Below are 16,659 nucleotides of genomic sequence, written 5' to 3'. Positions count from 1 at the left end.
GGAATCTTAGGTAAATCCGGGATTCTAAGGCCGAGAGCTGATGACGAGTTACCCTCTGGGTGACGAAGTGGTTGATGCCATGCTTCCAAGAAAAGCTTCTAAGCTTCAGGTAACCAGGAACCGTACCCCAAACCGACACAGGTGGTTGGGTAGAGAATACCAAGGCGCTTGAGAGAACTCGGGTGAAGGAACTAGGCAAAATGGCACCGTAACTTCGGGAGAAGGTGCGCCGGTGAGGGTGAAGCATTTACTGCGTAAGCCCATGCCGGTCGAAGATACCAGGCCGCTGCGACTGTTTATTAAAAACACAGCACTCTGCAAACACGAAAGTGGACGTATAGGGTGTGACGCCTGCCCGGTGCCGGAAGGTTAATTGATGGGGTTAGCTAACGCGAAGCTCTTGATCGAAGCCCCGGTAAACGGCGGCCGTAACTATAACGGTCCTAAGGTAGCGAAATTCCTTGTCGGGTAAGTTCCGACCTGCACGAATGGCGTAACGATGGCGGCGCTGTCTCCACCCGAGACTCAGTGAAATTGAAATCGCTGTGAAGATGCAGTGTATCCGCGGCTAGACGGAAAGACCCCGTGAACCTTTACTATAGCTTTGCACTGGACTTTGAATTTGCTTGTGTAGGATAGGTGGGAGGCTTTGAAGCGTGGACGCCAGTTCGCGTGGAGCCAACCTTGAAATACCACCCTGGCAACTTTGAGGTTCTAACTCAGGTCCGTTATCCGGATCGAGGACAGTGTATGGTGGGTAGTTTGACTGGGGCGGTCTCCTCCTAAAGAGTAACGGAGGAGTACGAAGGTGCGCTCAGACCGGTCGGAAATCGGTCGTAGAGTATAAAGGCAAAAGCGCGCTTGACTGCGAGACAGACACGTCGAGCAGGTACGAAAGTAGGTCTTAGTGATCCGGTGGTTCTGTATGGAAGGGCCATCGCTCAACGGATAAAAGGTACTCCGGGGATAACAGGCTGATACCGCCCAAGAGTTCATATCGACGGCGGTGTTTGGCACCTCGATGTCGGCTCATCACATCCTGGGGCTGAAGCCGGTCCCAAGGGTATGGCTGTTCGCCATTTAAAGTGGTACGCGAGCTGGGTTTAGAACGTCGTGAGACAGTTCGGTCCCTATCTGCCGTGGACGTTTGAGATTTGAGAGGGGCTGCTCCTAGTACGAGAGGACCGGAGTGGACGAACCTCTGGTGTTCCGGTTGTCACGCCAGTGGCATTGCCGGGTAGCTATGTTCGGAATAGATAACCGCTGAAAGCATCTAAGCGGGAAACTAGCCTCAAGATGAGATCTCACTGGGACCTTGAGTCCCCTGAAGGGCCGTCGAAGACTACGACGTTGATAGGTTGGGTGTGTAAGCGCTGTGAGGCGTTGAGCTAACCAATACTAATTGCCCGTGAGGCTTGACCATATAACACCCAAGCAATTTGCTGACCTGAAGAGGCACCAGATTGCGGTGTGTGAAGACGACACGAGTCGAAAATTCGCAACGCAACACACAAATCTATCACCTACCCATTCGCTGGAGCGTGAACCTGCAAAGGCCCACGACCTGGCTACCGAATTTCTTGACGACCATAGAGCATTGGAACCACCTGATCCCATCCCGAACTCAGCAGTGAAACGATGCATCGCCGATGGTAGTGTGGGGTTTCCCCATGTGAGAGTAGGTCATCGTCAAGATTAAATTCCGAAACCCCTATCTGCGTATGCAGGTAGGGGTTTTGTTTTGCCCGCAGGAAAGTGGCTTTCAGCTACAGCACAAATTTGCACAGTTATTTTCGATCCATGACACTAGAATAGGTCCAACTTTTTCGGAGCCAAAGCCTTTATGCCAGATCCGGTTGACGCCCCTGGGCTGTCAGAATTACCGCTGGACGACTTGGTAGCGTGTCATGAGTGCGACTTGCTGATGCGCAAGCCCGAGCTCGCCCATGGCGAGAAAGCGCTCTGTCCGCGCTGCGGTTACGAGCTCTACGCCCATCGGCATAACGTCGTACAGCGTAGTCTCGCCTTGGTTCTCGCCGCTCTGTTGTTGTATATCCCGGCGAACTTTTTACCCATCATGCAGCTCCATCTACTCGGGCAGTCATCGCATGACACTGTCTGGACTGGCGTTGTTGGCCTGTTCGATACCGGAATGCAGGGCGTAGCAGTCGTGGTGTTTCTCTGCAGTATGGGAATCCCGCTACTCAAGCTGCTTTGCCAACTGGTTGTACTGCTGAGTATTCGTTTTGATATCGGACGCAGTTACGGCCTGTTGCTCTACCGCATTTATCACCATTTACGCGATTGGGGGATGCTCGAGGTTTACCTCATGGGCGTACTGGTGGCGATCGTCAAACTGGCAGATATGGCAGCAATTACCGTCGGTCTTGGCTTGGCGTGCTTTATCGGTTTGTTGTTGGTTCAGGTCTGGTTGGAGGTTGTGATGTCACCTCATCAGATCTGGCAGGCTTTATCAGGAGAGGATGCCCATGCGGGCGATTGATGCAGGCATTCTTATTTGCGCTGAATGCCATGAATTGAACAAGCAGGAAGCGGACACCGACGAGCAGGTCTGCACCCGTTGCGGTGCGCTGGTTCACGCCCGTCGCCCGAACAGTGTGATGCGTACCTGGGCATTGCTGGTGACCGCCGCGGTTCTCTACATCCCGGCCAACGTACTGCCGATCATGACCGTCAGTTCACTGGGGCAGGGCGATCCCAGCACCATCATGTCCGGTGTGATCCAACTGGTTCAACACGGCATGATTCCAATCGCCGCCGTGGTTTTTATCGCCAGTATCCTGGTACCAACGTTCAAATTGGTGGGCATCGCACTGCTGCTATTTTCCGTGCAGCGCCGCCAGCCACTGTCGGCTCGCCAACGTATTTGGATGTACCGCTTTATTGAGTTCATCGGCCGCTGGTCGATGCTCGATATTTTTGTGATCGCCATCCTGGTGGCGGTTGTGAATTTCGGACGGCTTGCCAGCGTCGAAGCCAATCTTGGCGCCATCGCTTTCGCCAGTGTGGTGATTCTGACAATGCTTGCCGCAGTAACTTTCGATCCCCGACTGATTTGGGATAACACGGAGTCGGACGACGACCATGACTGATTTGCCTACAGCAAAAACCCGACCGGCCTCGAACTGGTCCGCTATTTGGGTGTTGCCCCTGATCGCCCTGATCATCGGCGGCTGGCTCGGCTGGCGTGCCTACAACGAGACCGGCATCGAGATTCAGGTGCGTTTCGAAAGTGGTGAAGGCATTCAGGCCAACAAGACCGAAGTCGTCTACAAAGGCATGTCGGTGGGTAAGGTGAAGACCCTCAAACTCGATGACGAAGGCAACTCTAAAGGCGTGATCGCCACCGTCGAAATGAACAAGGACGTGGAGCCATACCTGCGGACCAGCACCCGTTTCTGGCTGGTCAAGCCGAGCGTGACGCTGGCCGGGATCACTGGCCTGGAGACGCTGGTCTCGGGTAACTACGTGGCGATAAGCCCGGGCGAGGGTGAGCCGACTCGCAAGTTCAAAGCCTTGGCCGAAGAGCCGCCGCTGTCAGACGCCCAGCCCGGTTTGCACCTGACCATCAAGGCTGATCGACTCGGCTCTCTGAACCGCGGCAGTCCGGTGTTCTACAAGCAGATCAAGGTTGGCCAGATCAAAAGTTACTTGCTCTCAGAAGACCAGAGCACGGTTGAACTCAAAGTCTTCATTGAGCCAACCTACGCCAAGCTGGTGCGCAAACACACGCGTTTCTGGAACGCCAGCGGCATTAGCATCGACGCCAACCTGTCGGGTGTGAAAGTGCGCAGCGAATCCCTGGCCAGCATCGTCGCCGGCGGTATCGCGTTTGCCACGCCGGAGAACCGCAAGGACAGCCCGCCCACCGACCCGAGCCTGCCGTTCCGTCTCTACGAAGATTTCGATGCGGCGGCTGCCGGTATTCGGGTCAAGGTCAAACTCAGCGACTTCGAAGGAATGCAGGCTGGTCGCACACCGGTTATGTACAAAGGCATCCAGGTCGGCAATCTGAAAGCGCTCAAGATCGATCCTGATCTATCCAGTGCCACCGCCGAATTGACCCTCGATCCTCTGGCTGAAGATTACCTGGTCGAAGGCACCCAGTTCTGGGTGGTCAAACCGTCGATCTCGCTTGCGGGTATCACCGGTCTCGAAGCGTTGGTCAAAGGTAACTACATCGCCGTGCGTCCAGGAGACAAAGGCGCCGCACCGCAGCGCGAGTTTGTGGCACGGCCGAAGGCACCGCCGCTCGACTTGCGTGCGCCAGGATTGCACCTGGTGTTGTTCACAGAGAACCTGGGTTCACTGGAAGTCGGCAGCCCGATCCTCTACAAACAGGTCAAGGTCGGTTCGGTCCAGAGCTATCAGTTCTCACGCACCAAAAAACAGTTGGTGATCGGTGTACACATCGAGAAGGAGTACGAAGGTCTCGTCAACGCCTCGACACGGTTCTGGAATGCCAGCGGGATCACGCTGACGGGTGGGTTGACGGGTGGAATCCAGGTCAAAAGTGAGTCGCTGCAAAGCCTGATGGCCGGCGGCATTGCCTTCGAAACCCCGGAAGCCAAGGCGCCGTTGCAGAAGCGGATTCCGCGTTTTCGTCTGTTTGCCAGCCATGACGAGGCAAACCAGAAAGGCGCCGTGGTAACGATCAAGGTCGATCGCGCCGATGGTCTGCGCACTGGGACACCGATCCGCTTCAAAGGCCTGGATGTCGGCAAAATTGAAGACGTCGACCTCACGGATGACCTGCAATCGGTGATGCTGACCGCAAGAATCACCGAAGTGCCGGAGCGCATCGCTCGGGTTGGCAGTCAGTTCTGGGTGGTCAAGCCTGAATTGGGTTTGATCAAAACCTCGAACCTCGAAACGCTGGTCACAGGCCAATACATCGAAGTGCAACCGGCCGCGAAAAACCTCGGCCCGCAGAAGAACTTCGTGGCCCTGGCCAATCCGCCGGAAACCGCTAAACAAGAAGCCGGTTTGAGTCTGGTGTTGAGCGCTGCCCGCCGTGGTTCGCTGAAAACCGGTGTGCCGGTCACCTATCGCGAAATCACCGTGGGCAAAGTGACTGGCTATGAACTCGGCCAGACCGCCGATCGAGTGTTGGTCCACATCCTGATCGAGCCGAAGTACGCGCCGCTGGTGCGCAGCGGCACGCGTTTCTGGAACTCCAGTGGTTTTGGCTTTGATTACGGCTTGTTCAAAGGTGCGACGATGCGTACCGAATCGCTGGAGACGCTGATTCAGGGCGGCATCGCTTTCGCCACGCCGGACGGCGAGCGCATGGGTAGTCCGGCGCGAACTGAGCAAACGTTCCCGCTGTTCGATAAGTTCGAAGACGAATGGCTGACCTGGGCGCCGAAGATCTCCATCGGTAAATAGCGGGAAATTAATTGGGCGTCTGTGATGGCGCTTTCGCGAGCAGGCTCACTCCCACAGGGATGTGCTGTGAACGCAATATGTGTGACCGGGACTTATCCAATGTGGGAGCGAGCCTGCTCGCGAAGGGACCCTCAAATTCGCTGAAAGCCTGAAGGATGTACCCACAAATAAAAAGGCCGCGATCCATTGGATCGCGGCCTTTTTATTGCTGTCGATTAACGCAAATCAGACCGCATCAAGCTCCGGTTCATCCGCTTCAACGGTAACGGCAGCCTTCACTTCATCGTGACGACGGATGTACTTCCAGTCCGCCTCGTCGATGTAGATCCCGTTCGGGCCACTGCCGCCTTCCAGGTCGATGGCGACACTGGCGCAGACCTGTGGCTTCACACTCGCCAGGATCGGTACGAAGCCCAGTTGCAGACTGGTTTCCAACAGCGCTGCCTGGTTCTTCTCGTCGATGTCCGCGGCCTCGTCGAGATAGTACGGGAGGCGCACACGACCGGCCTGATCGCGGTCCATCAAGTGCAGCAACAAGTACATGTTGGTCAGCGCCTTGATGGTCATGGTCGTACCGTTGGAGGCGGCGCCGTCGATGTCGGTGTGAATTACCGGCGATCCGTTGACCTTGGTGATCTCGAACGCCAGCTCGAACAAGTCCTTGAGGCCGAGCTGGTTGTGGTTAGCCGCCACCAGCCGCGCCAGGTATTCCTTGGCTTCTTCGTTCTTATTGTCCTGATCGGCGCTTTGGCTCAGGTCGAAAACCGAAAGGGTTTCGCCTTCCTCGTACTGACCGGCACTGTGGATGATCTGGTCGATGTGCTTGAGCGCTTCCTTGTTCGGTGCCAGCACAATGCGGAAGCTTTGAAGGTTGGAGACCTGACGTTTGTTGATCTCGCGGTTGAACAGCGCCAGTTGATGCTCGAGGCTGTCGTAGTCGCTGCGGATGTTGCGCAGGGTCCGGGCGATGTCGGTAACGGCCGCACGACGCGCCTTGCCAAGGGTCAAGGCTTCGTCGGTACGGTGCGCGTAAGCGTTGATCAGCAGTTGCAGGCGACGCTCCATGTCGTCTTCGCTGTCGAACTTGGCCACGCCCTTGAGGCGGACCTGAGCGTACAACGCCTCGATCTGACCGTCGCTGCGCTGCAAACCCTGCCAGCTGTCCTGATAGTCATTGAGCAGCGGCAGCAGGTTGTCCATGGAATCGTCGATCGGGTCCATGAACGGCGTACCGAACGGCAGGTCTGCCGGCAACAGCTGGCGGCGGCGCAGGGCGTCGTCGAGGGTGCGTTGCTTGGCTTCCATGTCGCCGATCTGCCGACCGACCAGTTGCAGCTTGGCCGACAGTTGCTGGACGCGTTCGGTGAAGGCGTCGCTGGAACGTTTCAATTCCTCTTGAGCGGCTTCCATCTGTGCCAATTGCTCAAGCTTGTCGTTTTCCTCGGCGCTCAAGGTTTGCGCGCGGCGGAAATCTTCCAACGCTTTCTGCGCATCCAGCACTTGCTGGTACAGCGCTTCGGTCTGGGTCTTGCTCGCGGCGCGGTCGGCGGCCACGGCCTGTTGGGTTTTCAGTTGCTTGAGTTCTTTGTCCAGACGCTCTTTCTGATCGCGCAACGCCGCGCGGTCAGCCAGGGCTTGCAGGGCTGGCGGCTCGATATTGGAGATGTCGATGGACAGGCCCGGCACTTCGAAGCGCTCGCCCTTGAAACCGTCGAGGATCAGCTCCATGGATTTGACCCACTGACCGTCCTCGTCCAGCGTAATGCCATGCTCGCCCAGCGGCAGGCTGAACAACGCGCTGTTGAACAAACGCATCAGGCGCTCGACATCCTGTTGCGAGAATTCCTCGCGCAGACGGGCGTAGCTGTTGTTGTCGGCGTGATCGAGTTGCTGCTTGACCGACTTCAGGCGTTTTTCCAGATCCCGCAGACGCTCTTCCAAATCTTCGGCGCTGAACTGCCGCGACTGCGCCAGCGCACCGGCCAGTTCATCGTGAGCATCCTTGGCCGCAAGCAGTTGTTGCTCGAGGACTTTGACGTCAGTGACCAAAGCGAAGCGATGCTTGAGCACCGACAGCTCGCCGAGCCAGCGCTGGATGCCGGTGATTTCCCGCTCCAAGCGCATCAGTTCCTGAGTGCCGCCGCGCTGATCGTTTTGCAGCGCGTCTTGTTCGTTGCGGTAGTGCTCGGCCTGAATCGTCAGATCTTCCTTGCGCGCACTGGCGTAGTCCGACCAGGTGCCGAGCAGGGAATCGAGCAGCGGCGAAATCCGGTGCAGTTTGCCGCGCAGGATATTGCGCTGGGTCACGCCTGCCGCAAGGGCTTCGACCAATGGGCCGGCAGTGACCAGCGAGTTGTAGTCCTGTTCCATGCGACGGACATCGCGGAACGCTTCTTCGCACGCGGCGATGTAGTCGACGCTACCGGAACGCAGGCTGTGTTCAAACGCATCGAGAAACAGCTGCTTGAGCTTGGCCGCGGTGATTTCACGCATGTGCAGCAGGTTGATGAACAGTGCGCGGAACGTCTTCAGGCTCTGCTCGCTGGTGGAGCGCAGCGGGATCAGCGTCAGGTCCAGCGGGATCGAGGTGTGACCGCCCACCAGCAAACGACGCAGTTCATCCGGCTTGAGCTCGTAGGCTTTCAGGCCTTCGCGCTCAAGGTTGGTGAACAATTCTTTTTGACGCAGGCAGGTGTCGTTTTTCTGGTAATGGGCCAGATCCAGTTTGCCGGCGTAGGCAAAGAACTGGTGACCGAAACCACCACCCGGGCCACGACCGACCACGCCAATCACATGAGGACCGTGAGGCAGCGAGACTTCGACCAGGATGTAACTGGTGTCCGAGGCGAAGTAGAAACGACGGGATTGTTCCAGGCTGTACTTGCCGAAACTCATGTCCGACATGCGCGCCAGGATGGGGAACTGCAAGGCGTTGATCGAGGCGGATTTACCGAGGTTGTTCGCGCCGTACACCGACAACGGTTCTTCCAGCGGGAACAGGCCGAGGCTGTAACCGGCGGTGTTCAAAAGGGCAAAGCGGCGAATGCCGTAGCGTTCCTTGCTCATGCGTCGGTCTCCTGTTCTTCGGCAATGGCTCGGGCCAGCGCGTCTTCTTCGCTGTCTTCAGCGAAGTCACTTAAGTCGAGCGGGTCATCGGTTTCCAAAAGCTTTTCGTCGCTGTCGTCATCGATCAGCACGGGCACCGGCAATGGCAGCACGCTGTGCAGGCTGGCGGCCAGGTCGCGATCCTGCTGCACCGACAGGCAGACATCGAGGAAACGGTGCATCGGCGGCAGGAAACGATAGATGCCGTTTTCTTCGCCGGCGAAACCGAGTTGGGTCATGCGGCGCATGATTTTTTCTTCGAGTTCTTCGACGGTCTGCACTTCGGCCTGGATAAACAGGTCGCGGTATTTTTCCAGCAAGGACGGCAATTCATCGCGGCCGAGGCTGCCACCGTCAAGCACGGCGACCGGGTCCCGGCCCTGATCGGCCAGATGCTCGACGAGAATGAAGGTGAACAGCGCCAGACGTTGCGCGGTCTTGTTCACCGCCGCAGCAGCGAGGTCCGGCACGAAGTAGTAGAAACCACGGGTGTCGCAGACCAGTTCGAAGCCCAACGCCTTGAACAGCGTGCGGTACTGGTCCTGGAAGTTCGACAGTTGCGCGTACAGCTCCGGGTCGCGGCGGCTGACGTGGTAGCCCTTGAACAGCTCGCGAAAGATCGGCGCCAGCTGGGACAGTTCGGATAGATCAAGTTGCATGTGGAGTACTTGCATAGAGGGTGCTCGCAGAATCCTCGGCGGCGTCGCGGGCCGAGAGCAGGGCGAAGGAGCGCAGGCTGACCTGGTGCTCATGAGTGTGGTAGTCGCGGCGTTCCAGACGCTCGCGTGTGAAGCGTTTTTCCCGCGACAGGCGCGAGAACCAATAAAGCAATTCGTCGGTAGCGCCGTCCGGCTCCTGCTCCAGCAGCCAGGTCATCAGGTCCGGCATCGGCAGGGCGTCTTCGCAGCGTTCGAGCATTTCCCGAACCGTGCGTGGCGCGCGTGGCGCTTCACCTTTCTGCGTCTTGTGGGCCTTGGGGAAGCGCGCCGGTTTCGGCTCGAAACGGGCCAGCGCATACACGTAGGCTTCGACCTGACTGGCGCTGCCCAAGAAGGTGCTTTGCGGTCGGGTGAACATCGGCATCGCCGCTTGCGGCACCGCATCGATGCCCTTGCGACGAATGGCCGACAAGGCCAGCGCCGCGCCACGGGTCACGGCGTTGTGACGACGGGCTTCTTCACGCAGCGGCAGCAGCAGCTCGCGGGCATGGCGCAGGGTCAGCTGGGCGCTGGTCTGCATTTCGAGGATGCGCGCGTGGGTGCGCAGCAGCATGTCGTCGTCGACCAGATGGCCGAGGCGCTGCTGCTCGGTGAGCATCTTCAGCAGCACGTTCTCGACCTTGCGCACACCTTGTTCGAAGGCGCCGTCGGCGTTCACCAGTTGAATCATCGGCTCGACGTATTCGTCCCAGGTCGCCAGCACTTCAGCGTAACGCTGACGCAGGGGAATCTGCCGGTCGCTGGTCTTGGCCCGCTCGGCGACGGCCACCAAGGCCTGTTCGTCGTTGGCGAGTTTTTTCAATACATCCCGTACGCGCATATCGAGCAGGCGCAACTGGCGCGCCAGGTCGTGGCCGTCGCGGATGTCGAAGGCGTCCTGGATATAACCGGCCAGACGCTCGAGGTGACGCAAATAGGCTTCGATCTCCAGGCACAGGCCCAGACGGTGCTCACGGCGCAGGTAGGCGAGGAAGTCGTGGATTTGCGCATTGAGCTCGAAACGGTTCGGGCTTTTCGCCACGGGAACCAGAATGTCGAGGCGGATCCACACGTCCAGCAGGCTGGTGATGTCCTGCGGCGTACTGTCCAGTTGCTGGGCGGCCAACTGTGAACGCAATTCGTTGAGGCTCAGGGTGCCTTGGTCGAAGTGCTCGCACAGTGGCTCCAGAAGTGCCCAGTGTTCAGCGAGGGCGCGCAAGACGCGCTTGGGTTCGATCATCGGAATGGCCGGCTGGTTGGCGATTAAAAGTCGCGATTGTACTGCATCACGCCCGTTGCGATTCACTCTCGGGACGGACAGTTGGCTTTCTATCGATCAAGCGTGGGCGATCTTGAGCGAAGGGCGGTAGAATCACCGCACTTTAGTTATCCACAAGTGGCCGACCTTTGCTTATCGAGTCCCGTCGCCGCGCTTATTTGACCGCCATGCAGGTGGTCAACTGGCTGCCGCGCACCGAATTGCCCTTTGCTGCGCCTTCGCGCCCAGAACTGCTGGAGATGCCCGAGCCGTTGGTCGTCGCCCCGGTGGCGCCGGCTCCTGTGGCTGAGGTGCCCGTGGAACCTGTGGCCAAACCGGTCGAACGGGTGAAACTCGAGGTGCCACGGCCATCGTTGGCCAGCACGCGCACCAACGCCAAAGTCGAAGAAGAGGCTGCTCCGGTTGCGGTCAAGGCGCCGGTCGTGCCGCCGCCGCGTTTCGCCCTGCAATTGTTGCGGGCCGGGCGCTGTCTGCTGCTGGTCGAGTTACCCACAGGCGAATCGTTCCAGACCCGCGACCCCGCCTATCTGTTGCTCAAGGACATGCTGCGTGCCGCTGGTCTGCCGGACAGCCCGCAAATCATCGGCGAGCCGGTGCGTTGGCCGCTGTTGGCTCGGGGCACCATGGATCAAGGCCCGGAAGCGGCTCGCGACTTCGTGCAAGGTTTTCTCTCGGCCCGGCTGGAAGACGCTCCATGCGTCTGCGTGTGGCTGATCGGCCTGCCGGCGGTGCGTTTCGCCGGTGAGGCGAACGCCGAATCCTTCAACCGTGAACTCCAGGTCGAAGGCCTGGGCTCGGTCTGGGCCCTGCCGGGCCTGGAATTATTAATGGAAGAGCCACAGCGTAAGGCTGATGTCTGGCAAGCCATGCGTCGGCTGATGGCGCGCTGGAAAGAATCGAATGAGTGACGCTGTATCGTTCCGCCCGATGATCGAGGCGGACCTGGACGCTGTACTGAAAATCGAATACGCGGCTTACAGCCATCCCTGGACTCGCGGGATTTTTCTCGATGGGCTGGGTAAATATCAGATATGGCTGATGTTTGAAGGCCAGCAGCAGGTCGGTCACGGGGTGGTGCAGATCATCCTTGATGAAGCGCATCTGCTGAACATCACCGTCAAACCGGAAAACCAGGGCCGTGGCCTGGGCTTGACGTTGCTGGAGCATTTAATGTCCCGGGCGTATGACGCCAAGGCGCGCGAGTGTTTCCTTGAAGTGCGCGACAGCAACCGTGGCGCGTTTAAGTTGTATGAGCGTTATGGATTTAACGAGATTGGTCGGCGGCGCGATTACTACCCGGCGGTTGGCGGGCGGGAAGATGCGGTCGTCATGGCCTGCACGTTGGTCGACTAATGTACGGCTATTGTGGCGAGGGAGCTTGCTCCCGCTGGGCCGCGAAGCGGCCCTGAAATTCGCAGTCGAGCGCTGACGATCAGACTGCCAAATGCTCATTACGACTGCTTCGCAGCCGAGCGGGAGCAAGCTCCCTCGCCACAGATCAACGATTACCGTCTATCGGATCGCGTTGCGCCATTTCCGCTTCATCCAGCCCATTACCACCGCCAATGTCGTCTTCATCGACAATACTCAAATCCCAATCGGCCTGTTCGCCTTCGCCGGCCTCATGAGCATCCCGCGCACCGTCTTCACGGATCAGATTTTCCGGGCTCATGTCGTCGTCGGTGGACTCATGGTCATCGGTCGAGGCCCCGGTCATACCCGCTTCACGCACTCGATCCCGAGGCATCAGCCGCTCGCGCTCCTTCTCCGGCAGCTCGTCGCCGATTTTGCCGCTGGGTGTTTCCTCGTCGAAATCCAGCTCATGCATCGATCCCATGCGGTCTTCGTTGTCATCGATGGGCTCGGGTTGCACCGCATCGTACGGACGTCGTGAATCAGTCATGGCAATTCCTCATACTGTGGGCCTTACTAGGGTGGACCCACTGGGCTCCTGAGAATTCCACCGGCCATACTTGCATCAAGCGCGTGACCCCGACGGGCGGTTGTCTGTCAAACCAGCGCATCATTCTTGAGGCTTTACAGCATGAACGAATTACAAGATCTGATTGATAACAACGAACGCTGGGCCGAAGCGATCAAACAGGAAGATCCGGACTTCTTCTCCAAGCTGGCCCGCCAACAGACGCCTGAGTACCTGTGGATCGGCTGTTCCGATGCACGCGTACCGGCGAACGAGATCGTCGGCATGCTGCCCGGCGATCTGTTCGTCCACCGCAATGTGGCCAACGTAGTGCTGCACACCGACCTCAACTGCCTGTCGGTGATTCAGTACGCGGTTGACGTGCTGAAGGTCAAACACATCCTCGTTACCGGCCACTATGGCTGCGGCGGCGTGCGCGCCTCGATGCAGGATCGTCAGTTGGGCCTGATCGACGGCTGGCTGCGCTCGATTCGTGATCTCTATTATGAAAAACGCGAAGAACTCGCCCAGTTGCCGACCGAAGAAGAACGGGTCGATCGCCTCTGTGAACTCAACGTGATTCAGCAAGTGGCCAACGTCGGGCACACCAGCATTGTGCAAAACGCCTGGCACCGCGGGCAGAGCCTGTCTGTTCACGGCTGCATCTATGGCATCAAGGACGGTCGCTGGAAAAGCCTGAACGCCACCATCAGCGGTTTTGAGCAACTGCCGCCGCAGTACCGTTTGCGTCCCGTCGAGGCGTTGTAACGCCCTTCAGCAGAGCGTTCGCCGACGCCAGTGTTGCAAGAACAACTGGCCGTCGGCGTTCGGCGGTTCATCGTAGCCGGTGATCCAGCCACGGCAGTCGAACGAGCCGCACTGGCAGGCGAACTGACGCAGGAGTTTGTCTTCGGTAGTGGCGTAATCCATCGTCAGTCGGTCGCCTTTTTTGATGTCCTTCAGCGCCCATAACCACAGCTCGCTCATGTCGAGAAATACGTTTGGGTCGCAGGAGTGTCGCAGCAGCCCGCAGAAGCGCGGGTCGTAGACATGGATGCCACGGGCCATTTGCCGGGTATGCCGACAGCGATAAGGCAGCAAGTGCCCCGACGCCCGACAAATTCGGCTGATACGGGGGAAGTCCCGAAGTGCTGCGATGGCGGCCGGCGATCCGTCGGCGTTGTCGATAATCTCGAAGTCGGCCCTGGAGGGGAATCCAAGGTGAACGGGCAACTCCTTAAATGGATAAATCCCATCGGGAGGTTGTGCAAGCGTTTCGTGCAGGGCGAGGGTTTTCATAACGATCCTTGTCGGCTGGGTGCTGCGACCGCCGTCAGCTGACGATCCTGTCAGCTCTGCAACACATGGGTACGTCTCAAGCGTCTCGCAAATGAAACAACCGGTCTACTGTCATAACTGACAGTAGACCGGCCGTTCATCGTTTTATAGATGCGGGGCAGGGATCGCAGTCGCGGGTACCGGGGCTTTCAGCTGTTTGAGCTGAGATTTGATCGGTGCCGTCGCGCACTTGGCCACGGCTTTTTCGGGCGTCAGGTTGCGGATCGAGGTATAGAACAGCTCGCAGGTTTTTTCTGACTGGGCCACTTGCCAGGTTTGGGTGCAACTTCTCAGTTCAATGTCGGGATTACTGTCCGGTTGGCGGCCCATGGCGGCCTGCCAGCACGCGGCACTCAAATCTTGGCCCATGACTTTAAGACCAGCCGCATCGGCCTTGGCCTGGGCATCGTTGCCGGTATAGCTTTCCGGGTCGGCGGCGTACCAAATGTAGCTTGGGTGGTTGGAACCCAGTACTGGCACTTTCACCCCGTCGCTCGGACTGATGCTGACCAGGCCCAGCACGTTCACGGTCGGCCCGTATTGCTGCTTGATCCAGTTACGCACTGGCGCGCCGAAGGCGACCATCGGCAACACCACACCACTGGCGTTCTGGCTGAGTTGTTTGACCATGGTGGTCTGGTAGTCCTTGAAATAGTCGTAGACACCTTCCAGATCTTTGCCGGCGCTGGAGGGTGCGGCAATCGGTGCGATGTCGATGATGGTCTGGTAGCCCGGAGTCTGGTCGGCAGGGATTCCGTTGACAGTCAGCAGTGTGGCCCAGCGATCGGTGGTGGCGGACCGCAGGTAATCCTGAGCCTGGGTCAACGAATAGTCTGGCGGGAAGTGCAACAGTTCAACGCTTTTGCGGTTTTCCAGGGCCATGCCCAATGGCAGGAACAGGTACCAGCTATACGCCCACTTGCCGTCGGCATTCAGCTTGCTGGCGCCGGTGTAGGCCAGATCGCCGGCATCGAGCAACGCCGCCAACGGTTTTTCATAGCCTTTGGGTACGCCGCTGATTTCAGCATAGAGCTGATCGTTATCGGTTTTGATCAGTACCTTCGCTGCGCTGTAACCATCGCGCTGCACGCTTTGGGTCAGGTAATGCTCGACCGTTTGCTCCAGCGTCCAGTTGCGAAAGCAGATCACGTTGCAGTTGTTGGGATAGGCGAACAGGCGGGTGACGCGTTCGGTATTGCCCAGCTTCAGGTCGACATCGGCATGGGCGGCGGCACTCAGGGTGAGGGCCGCGAGGGTGAATCCTGCGAATTTGAACATGCTCAGATCCTTTTCAGCGTGTGGGGCCTCGTAGGCGGGGCGCATACATACTGAAACAGACTAGACCGAACAAGAAGTAGGGGCCGATAGATATATCGGCCCTTTTTTACGTTAAGGCATCACCGGCGCCGTATACGTCAGCGTCGTCCCCAGCGCCCACAGCAGAAACAGCACCAGCGGCGTGTGCACCAGCAGTTGCACGAACGAAAACCCGATCAAGTCCCGCGCCTTCAACCCGAGCACGCCCAGCAGCGGCAGCATGTAGAACGGGTTGATCAGGTTCGGCAGGGCTTCGGCGGCGTTGTAGATCTGCACGGCCCAACCCAGGTGGTAGTTCAGGTCGGTGGCCACTTGCATGACGTACGGCGCTTCGATGATCCACTTGCCCCCGCCGGACGGGATGAAGAAACCGAGGATCGCTGAGTACACGCCCATCAGCAGCGCGTAGGTGTCGTGGGACGCGATTTGTACGAAAAAGGTCGAGATGTGGTGAGCCAGCGTCTGAGCGTCAGTCCCTTTGACGGTGGTCATCAGCGCGGCGATCGAGCCGTACAACGGGAACTGAATCAGTACGCCCGTAGTGGTCGGTACCGCGCGGGCCACGGCGTCAAGGAAGCTGCGCGGGCGCCAGTGCAGCAGGGCCCCGAGCATGATGAACAGGAAGTTGTAGGTGTTCAGCCCGGAAATCGCACTGATCGCCGGTTTGGTCGAGAACTCGTGGAACAGCCATCCGGCCGCCAGCAGCACCAGCAAAATCGTCAGCAGCGGGCTGTGTTCCAGCCATTCGCCGGGGCGGGTGCGCGGTTGCAATGGCGGCAGGTTAAAGCTCGGATCGATGCCGCAGGCTTTGGCATCACGGGCCGAGTTCGGGCCGGGGGCGGTGGCGTAAGCAATGATCAGCGAAATCACGATCAGTGCCAGCAACATCACGCCGGACTGCCAGAGAAAGATCGTTTGTGTGAAAGGAATCACCCCGGTGATCGACAGAATTGACGGCGGCAGGCTGGCCGGATTGGCCTGCAATTGCGCGGCGGACGAGGACAGGCCCAAGGCCCATACCGCTCCGAGACCCAGATAGGCGGCGGCACCCGCAGCGCGGTAGTCCATTTTCAGATCGGTACGGCGGGCGAGGGCGCGCACCAGCAAACCGCCAAACACCAGCGACAGCCCCCAGTTCAGGAGCGAAGCGACCATGGAGATCAACGCAACCCAGGCCACGGCCGAGCGGCCGTTTTTCGGGATCCGCGCCAGCCGGTCGATCAGTTTCACCGCCGGTGGCGAGCTGGCGACCACATAACCGCCGATCACCACGAAAGCCATCTGCATGGTGAACGGGATCAGGCTCCAGAAACCGTCACCGAAGGCCATGGCGGCGTCGGTGGGCTTGGCGCCCATGAACAGGGTGGCCACGGCGACGATAATCACCGCCAGTGCGGCAAACACCCAGGAATCGGGGAACCAGCGTTCGGCAAAGCTTGAGCAGCGCAGGGCAAAGCGGGCGGAGCGGGTATCTTCGATAACAGCGGCCACGGGTATACCTCGAATTTTTATGTTTGTTGTGGTCTTCCGGGTCGCAACGGCCCGCCTAGACAGGTACCAACAGTAAATCAATCGGTTCTATTTTGTGACGA

The 16,659-nt window shown here is 58.7% G+C and carries 13 protein-coding genes and 2 rRNA genes (1 of these 15 running past the window's edge); 8 read left to right on the top strand and 7 right to left on the bottom strand.

What is annotated here, in order from left to right; all coding sequences use genetic code 11:
• The 5 genes from ACYZTW_RS28505 to ACYZTW_RS28485 form a co-directional block, all read left to right on the top strand.
• Positions 1-1,423 (top strand): 23S ribosomal RNA (locus tag ACYZTW_RS28505); it begins 1,469 nt to the left of the window's first position.
• A gap of 156 nt (positions 1,424-1,579) precedes the next feature.
• Positions 1,580-1,695 (top strand): 5S ribosomal RNA (gene rrf, locus ACYZTW_RS28500).
• A gap of 148 nt (positions 1,696-1,843) precedes the next feature.
• A complete protein-coding gene (locus tag ACYZTW_RS28495) occupies positions 1,844-2,503 on the top strand; it encodes a paraquat-inducible protein A (protein ID WP_033061202.1) in 660 nt (219 codons plus the stop codon).
• Positions 2,490-3,113 (top strand): paraquat-inducible protein A, encoded by a 624-nt coding sequence (locus ACYZTW_RS28490; RefSeq protein WP_008145542.1) that lies wholly within the window; start codon positions 2,490-2,492, stop codon positions 3,111-3,113. Before ACYZTW_RS28495 ends, ACYZTW_RS28490 begins: the two co-directional genes overlap by 14 nt.
• On the top strand, positions 3,106-5,409 hold the full coding sequence (locus tag ACYZTW_RS28485; protein ID WP_462002710.1) for a PqiB family protein: 2,304 nt from the start codon (positions 3,106-3,108) through the stop codon (positions 5,407-5,409). The genes ACYZTW_RS28490 and ACYZTW_RS28485 overlap by 8 nt, the downstream gene beginning before the upstream one ends.
• A 225-nt stretch (positions 5,410-5,634) precedes the next feature.
• Here ACYZTW_RS28485 and mksF read toward each other — a convergent pair whose 3' ends face one another.
• The 3 genes from mksF to mksB are packed head-to-tail and all read right to left on the bottom strand — an operon-like array spanning position 5,635 to position 10,452.
• Positions 5,635-8,475 (bottom strand): Mks condensin complex protein MksF, encoded by a 2,841-nt coding sequence (mksF, locus tag ACYZTW_RS28480; RefSeq protein ID WP_462002709.1) that lies wholly within the window; start codon positions 8,473-8,475, stop codon positions 5,635-5,637.
• Positions 8,472-9,173, bottom strand: coding sequence for an Mks condensin complex protein MksE (gene mksE, locus ACYZTW_RS28475; RefSeq protein ID WP_462002708.1), 702 nt, complete (start codon positions 9,171-9,173; stop codon positions 8,472-8,474). The genes mksF and mksE overlap by 4 nt, the downstream gene beginning before the upstream one ends.
• Complete coding sequence (gene mksB / locus ACYZTW_RS28470; protein WP_161990823.1) at positions 9,163-10,452, bottom strand: Mks condensin complex protein MksB; 1,290 nt, start codon at positions 10,450-10,452, stop codon at positions 9,163-9,165. The genes mksE and mksB overlap by 11 nt, the downstream gene beginning before the upstream one ends.
• Positions 10,453-10,658: 206 nt before the next feature.
• On the opposite strand from mksB, the gene ACYZTW_RS28465 reads away from it, so the two are divergent.
• Together ACYZTW_RS28465 and rimI are read left to right on the top strand one after the other, a co-directional pair.
• Complete coding sequence (locus ACYZTW_RS28465) at positions 10,659-11,399, top strand: energy transducer TonB (RefSeq protein WP_462005855.1); 741 nt, start codon at positions 10,659-10,661, stop codon at positions 11,397-11,399.
• Positions 11,392-11,844, top strand: coding sequence for a ribosomal protein S18-alanine N-acetyltransferase (gene rimI, locus ACYZTW_RS28460; protein WP_123365613.1), 453 nt, complete (start codon positions 11,392-11,394; stop codon positions 11,842-11,844). Before ACYZTW_RS28465 ends, rimI begins: the two co-directional genes overlap by 8 nt.
• Positions 11,845-11,989: 145 nt before the next feature.
• On the opposite strand, the gene ACYZTW_RS28455 is transcribed toward rimI, so the two are convergent.
• Complete coding sequence (locus ACYZTW_RS28455) at positions 11,990-12,394, bottom strand: serine kinase/phosphatase (RefSeq protein WP_462002707.1); 405 nt, start codon at positions 12,392-12,394, stop codon at positions 11,990-11,992.
• A gap of 141 nt (positions 12,395-12,535) precedes the next feature.
• On the opposite strand from ACYZTW_RS28455, the gene can reads away from it, so the two are divergent.
• Entirely contained in the window at positions 12,536-13,180 is a 645-nt protein-coding gene (gene can, locus ACYZTW_RS28450; protein WP_462002706.1) for a carbonate dehydratase, read from the top strand.
• Between the two features lie 6 nt (positions 13,181-13,186).
• Here can and ACYZTW_RS28445 read toward each other — a convergent pair whose 3' ends face one another.
• From ACYZTW_RS28445 to ACYZTW_RS28435, 3 genes are all read right to left on the bottom strand, one after another.
• A complete protein-coding gene (locus ACYZTW_RS28445) occupies positions 13,187-13,711 on the bottom strand; it encodes an SET domain-containing protein-lysine N-methyltransferase (protein WP_462002705.1) in 525 nt (174 codons plus the stop codon).
• Between the two features lie 144 nt (positions 13,712-13,855).
• Positions 13,856-15,028, bottom strand: coding sequence for a hypothetical protein (locus ACYZTW_RS28440; protein WP_462002704.1), 1,173 nt, complete (start codon positions 15,026-15,028; stop codon positions 13,856-13,858).
• Positions 15,029-15,139: 111 nt separating this feature from the next.
• A complete protein-coding gene (locus ACYZTW_RS28435; RefSeq protein WP_462002703.1) occupies positions 15,140-16,558 on the bottom strand; it encodes a short-chain fatty acid transporter in 1,419 nt (472 codons plus the stop codon).
• Positions 16,559-16,659: the final 101 nt, after the last annotated feature.

The organism is Pseudomonas sp. LB3P25, assembly GCF_054897985.1.
The sequence above is the reverse complement of the archived record's forward strand: the minus strand, read 5'-3'. Positions and strand labels throughout refer to the sequence as shown.

Coding starts and splice junctions, on each gene's coding strand:
- ACYZTW_RS28495 (WP_033061202.1), top strand. CDS start 1,844: ATGCCAGATCCGGTTGACGCCCCTGGGCTGTCAGAATTACCGCTGGAC.
- ACYZTW_RS28490 (WP_008145542.1), top strand. CDS start 2,490: ATGCGGGCGATTGATGCAGGCATTCTTATTTGCGCTGAATGCCATGAA.
- ACYZTW_RS28485 (WP_462002710.1), top strand. CDS start 3,106: ATGACTGATTTGCCTACAGCAAAAACCCGACCGGCCTCGAACTGGTCC.
- mksF (WP_462002709.1), bottom strand. CDS start 8,475: ATGAGCAAGGAACGCTACGGCATTCGCCGCTTTGCCCTTTTGAACACC.
- mksE (WP_462002708.1), bottom strand. CDS start 9,173: ATGCAACTTGATCTATCCGAACTGTCCCAGCTGGCGCCGATCTTTCGC.
- mksB (WP_161990823.1), bottom strand. CDS start 10,452: ATGATCGAACCCAAGCGCGTCTTGCGCGCCCTCGCTGAACACTGGGCA.
- ACYZTW_RS28465 (WP_462005855.1), top strand. CDS start 10,659: ATGCAGGTGGTCAACTGGCTGCCGCGCACCGAATTGCCCTTTGCTGCG.
- rimI (WP_123365613.1), top strand. CDS start 11,392: ATGAGTGACGCTGTATCGTTCCGCCCGATGATCGAGGCGGACCTGGAC.
- ACYZTW_RS28455 (WP_462002707.1), bottom strand. CDS start 12,394: ATGACTGATTCACGACGTCCGTACGATGCGGTGCAACCCGAGCCCATC.
- can (WP_462002706.1), top strand. CDS start 12,536: ATGAACGAATTACAAGATCTGATTGATAACAACGAACGCTGGGCCGAA.
- ACYZTW_RS28445 (WP_462002705.1), bottom strand. CDS start 13,711: ATGAAAACCCTCGCCCTGCACGAAACGCTTGCACAACCTCCCGATGGG.
- ACYZTW_RS28440 (WP_462002704.1), bottom strand. CDS start 15,028: ATGTTCAAATTCGCAGGATTCACCCTCGCGGCCCTCACCCTGAGTGCC.